Here is a 4,300-nt window from a genome sequence, read left to right as displayed (position 1 = left end):
CACCTCCACCACACCGGAGGTCTTCGTCATGATCAAGCCTGACCAGCGTTAACAACGCTCGTGATCAATACACCTAGGGCCTTTCTGTTTGGATCCGGTCGGATCAGGGAGCGGGGTCCGGTGCGTGCAGCTGCAAGGCGGAGGATTGAGTCAACGCGGAGCGTTGGTGATTGACGACAACGCCGCAGATGCGCGTGCCGGGGCCCGCGAGCCCGACCTGATCCAAACGAGAGGCCCTAGGCGCGGGTGGAGCCGCCGGGTGCCTCGGCCACGGCGGCCTCCCCGTTCCCGTTCTTCTCCGGGCCCTGCGCGTCCTCCGGGCCCTCCGACTGCCCCACGCCCTCCTCCTCCTTGCTCCCGGTCGCCGTCCAGGCGGCGCAGAACAGCAGCAGCTTCGCGGTGAAGTTGATCCACAGGAGCAGGGCGATCGGCACGCCGAACGCGCCGTACATGCTCTTGCCCGCCACATCCCTCATGTAGCTGCCGAGCAGCAGCTTGAGCAGTTCGAAGCCGACCGCCCCGAGCAGCGCCGCGACCATCAGCCGCCGCCGGGGCGGCTCCACGCCGGGCAGCAGCGTCAGCAGATAGAGCAGCAGCAGGAAGTCGGCGACGACCGCGACCGCCAGCGCGGCCACCCGCAGCAGGATGCCGCCCGCCCCGCCCTCGGGGATGCCGATCAGGTCGGCGGTCCAGCCGACCGCCGTCGAGCCGACGGTGGAGACCGCCAGGGTGGCGAGCCCCGCGCCGCCGAGGCCGACCAGCAGCACGGCGTCCTTCACCTTGGCGACGACGGGGTTGGCCTCCTGGACGTCGTCCAGTTCCCAGACCGCGCGCAGGCACTCGCGCATCGAGCCGACCCAGCCGACGCCGGTGAACAGCAGCAGCGCACCGGCCACCAGGCCGACCGTGCCCGCGTTGGCGACCAGACCGTCGATGCCGAGCTGGTCGGAGATGCCGGGCACCTGGTCGGCGAGCTTGTCCTTGATGGTGTCGAGCTGTTTGTCGCTCAGCAGGGCGGCGGCGATGGCCGCGCCGACCGCGATCAGCGGGAAGAGGGCCAGGAAGCTGATGAAGGTGATCGCCGCCGCGAGCCTGGCCCAGTGGACCCGGTCCAGCCGCTCGTAGGAACGCCAGGCGTGCGTCTCCATCAGCCGGGCGACCAGGGGCCCGATCACCGGGAGTTTCTTGAGCCAGTCCATGACGTCACACGTACCCTCCTGGGCCCGGAACACCAGCGGCCCGCCCCGGACTCTCCCGGACCTGCCCGGCGGATCTCCGTCACCATGCGCTGACACTCACTCCATCACCCGTTCCGGTGAGCGAATTCACCAATGCCGCGAAAGGGATTTCCCGGACGATACGGTCACCTCCATGTCCGTCGACACGGTGTCCTTGACCGGCTGGGGCCGCACCGCCCCGACGACCGCCGTGCGGTTCCGCCCCCGCAGTTACGAGGAAGCGGCCGCCGTGGTCCGGGGGCGCGGGCCCCGGGGCGTCATCGCGCGCGGGCTGGGGCGGTCGCCCGGGGACGCGGCGCAGAACGCGGGCGGCTCGGTGCTCGATCTGACGGGCCTGGCCCGGATCGGCGGTGTCGACGCCGCCGCCGGTACGGTGCGCTGCGACGCGGGGGTGAGCCTGGAGCGGCTGCTGCGGGTCCTGCTGCCGCTGGGCTGGCTGCCGCCCGTCCTGCCGGGGACCGGCGGGGTGACGGTCGGCGGGGCGATTGCCTCCGATCTGCCCGGGCCCGACCACCGGCGGGCGGGTTCGTTCGCCCGGCACGTGAGCGTCCTGGAGCTGCTCACCGCCGACGGCGAGGTGCGTACGGTGCTGCCCGGCACCGCCCTCTTCGACGCGACCGCCGGGGGCCTCGGGCTGACCGGGGTGATCCTGGGCGCCACGCTCCGCCTCCGGCGTGTCACCACGGGGCTGATGTCGGTCACCACCGAGCGCGCCGGGGACCTGGACGACCTGCTGGCCCGTTTCACCGCGGGCGGCGACCGGCTGCCGTACGCCTCCGCCTGGGTCGACCTGATGGCCCGGGGCCGGGCGGCCGGACGCGGGATCCTCACTCGGGGGGAGCACGCGACCCCCGACATGCGCCCGGCGCACGCGGGGCGCACTTGGCTCCCGAAGCGCTCCGGAGGAGCGCCGGGAAGACCCCGTGTCCCCAGCCTCCCGCCGCTCCCGGCCGGACTGCTCGGCCCGGGCGCGGCCGCCCTGTACAACGAGGTCCGCTACCGCGGCGCACCCCGCGCGCGGGCCGCCGAGCTGCGCCCGCTCCCCGCCTTCTTCCACGCGTCGGACGCCCTCCCGGACGTACGCGCGCTCTACGGCCGGGCGGGGCTGGTGCGCTACCGGTTCGCCCTCGGGTACGGCCAGGAGGAGACCCTGCACCGGGTGGTGCGCCGGATCGCGGCGCGCCGGAGCCCCGCCGTGCGGGCCGTGCTCCAGCGGTTCGGGCCGGCGGACCCCGGCCTGCTGTCGTTCGCCGCGCCCGGGTGGTCACTGGCGCTGGATCTGCCCGCGGCCCTGCCGGGTCTGGCCCGCTTCCTGGACGGCGTCGACGAGGAGGTGGCCGCCGCCGGGGGCCGGGTGTGCCTGGCGAAGGACTCCCGGATGCGGCCGGAGACGGCGGCCGCGATGTACCCGCGGCTGGCGGAGTTCCGGGAGCTGCGGGCCCGGCTGGACCCGGCGGGAGCCTTCCGCTCGGACCTGTCGCGCCGGCTCGGACTGTGATCGTCTCCCAGAAGATCCCACCCCACCTGACCAGGAGCTTTCCGTGAAGGATGCCTTCGGCGCCCCGCAGTCCCTGCTCGTCCTCGGCGGCACCTCCGAGATCGCCCTGGCCACCGCGCGCCGGCTGATCGCCCTGCGCACCCGCCGGGTCTGGCTGGCCGGACGCCCTTCCCCCGCCCTGGACGCGGCCGCCGCCGAACTGCGCGGGCGCGGGGCCGACGTACACACCGTCGACTTCGACGCGCTGGACTCCGCCTCCCACGAGGTCGCTCTCGGCAAGGTCTTCGCGGAGGGCGACATCGACGTGGTGCTGATGGCGTTCGGGGTCCTCGGCGATCAGGCGCGGGACGAGCAGGAGCCGATGGCGGCGGTCCGGGTCGCCCAGACCAACTACACGGGGGCGGTCTCCGCCGGGCTGGTGTGCGCCGGCGCACTGCAGGCGCAGGGGCACGGTTCGCTGGTGGTGCTGTCCTCGGTGGCCGGGGAGCGCGCCCGGCGCGCGGACTTCATCTACGGCTCCAGCAAGGCGGGCCTCGACGCGTTCGCGCAGGGGCTCGGGGACGCGCTCCAGGGGACCGGGGTGCAGGTGATGGTGGTCCGGCCCGGCTTCGTACGGACCCGGGCCACGGCGGGGCTGCCGGAGCAGCCGCTCGCGACCGGTCCCGAGGAGGTCGCGGAGGCGATCGTCACGGGGCTGCGGCGGCGCTCGGAAACCGTGTGGGTGCCCGGCTCGCTCCGGGTGGTGATGGCGGCGCTGCGGCACGTGCCGCGCCCGCTGTTCCGGCGGCTGCCCGTCTAGGGCGTACGGCCCCGGGCGCTCAGGGCCGCAGCGAGGGGGCCGACGACGAGGCGTCGATCGTGTAGCCGCCCTGGGCGGGGACGGCGGGCGCGCCGCCGCCTCCGCCGAACGGGAAGTCGCGGAGCTTGCGCCAGACGGCGTCCGGGCCCTGCTCGTACAGCGCGAAGGAACCGCAGGTCCAGGCGGCCTCGTAGTCGGCGAGCTCCTCGTAGGCGCGGTCCATCGCCTCCTCGGAGATGCCGTGGGCCACGGTGACGTGCGGGTGGTACGGGAACTGGAGCTCGCGGACCAGGGGCCCGGAGGCGTCCCGGACCCGCTTCTGGAGCCAGGAGCAGGCCGAGGCGCCCGCGACGACCTGGACGAAGACGACCGGCGACAGCGGGCGGAAGGTGCCGGTGCCGGAGAGCCGCATCGGGAACGGCCGGCCGGCCGTGGCGATCGTGTCGAGATGCGCCTCGATCGCCGGGAGGTCCGCCGAATCCGCCTCCGTCGGCGGCATGAGGGTGACGTGGGTGGGAATGCCGAAGGCGGCAGCGTCCCCGAAGCTTGCGCGGCGTTCCTGGAGCAGGCTGCCGTAGGGCTCCGGGACCGCGATCGAAACGCCGAGCGTTACGGTCCCCACGTCGTTCTCCTCCGTCGTCGGTGGTCGGTTTTCGGTCATGCCGCGGGGGGGGGGGGGGGGGCGCCCGCGGGGCCGGCGCCCCCCTTTGGCCCCGGGGGCCCGGGGGCGGGGGCGGCGGGGGGGGGGGCTTGGGAGGGGGCGGG

General features: G+C 74.4%; 4 protein-coding genes. 2 read left to right on the top strand and 2 right to left on the bottom strand.

Annotated features, from left to right (window positions below):
* Positions 1 to 236: 236 nt before the first annotated feature.
* Entirely contained in the window at positions 237 to 1,199 is a 963-nt protein-coding gene (locus tag JS521_RS33515) for a YihY/virulence factor BrkB family protein (protein WP_205086664.1), read from the bottom strand.
* A gap of 172 nt (positions 1,200 to 1,371) precedes the next feature.
* Between JS521_RS33515 and dprE1 the strand changes: the two genes are divergently transcribed.
* Both dprE1 and dprE2 read left to right on the top strand, forming a co-directional pair.
* Positions 1,372 to 2,736 carry an FAD-binding oxidoreductase gene (gene dprE1, locus JS521_RS33510; RefSeq protein WP_205086663.1) on the top strand — a complete coding sequence of 455 codons (1,365 nt, stop codon included), beginning with the start codon at positions 1,372 to 1,374 and terminating at the stop codon, positions 2,734 to 2,736.
* A gap of 43 nt (positions 2,737 to 2,779) precedes the next feature.
* Positions 2,780 to 3,535: a decaprenylphospho-beta-D-erythro-pentofuranosid-2-ulose 2-reductase gene (gene dprE2 / locus JS521_RS33505; protein ID WP_205086662.1), complete on the top strand. Its 756-nt coding sequence runs from the start codon at positions 2,780 to 2,782 to the stop codon at positions 3,533 to 3,535.
* A gap of 19 nt (positions 3,536 to 3,554) precedes the next feature.
* Here the strand turns inward: dprE2 and JS521_RS33500 are convergent, their stop codons facing one another.
* Positions 3,555 to 4,157 carry a 2'-5' RNA ligase family protein gene (locus JS521_RS33500; RefSeq protein ID WP_205086661.1) on the bottom strand — a complete coding sequence of 201 codons (603 nt, stop codon included), beginning with the start codon at positions 4,155 to 4,157 and terminating at the stop codon, positions 3,555 to 3,557.
* Between the last annotated feature and the right edge of the window lie 143 nt (positions 4,158 to 4,300).

Source organism: Streptomyces durocortorensis (assembly GCF_016901035.1).
Taxonomy (GTDB): Bacteria; Actinomycetota; Actinomycetes; order Streptomycetales; family Streptomycetaceae; genus Streptomyces; species Streptomyces durocortorensis.
Note: the sequence above shows the minus strand (reverse complement) of the source record. Positions and strands in the feature narration are given on the sequence as shown.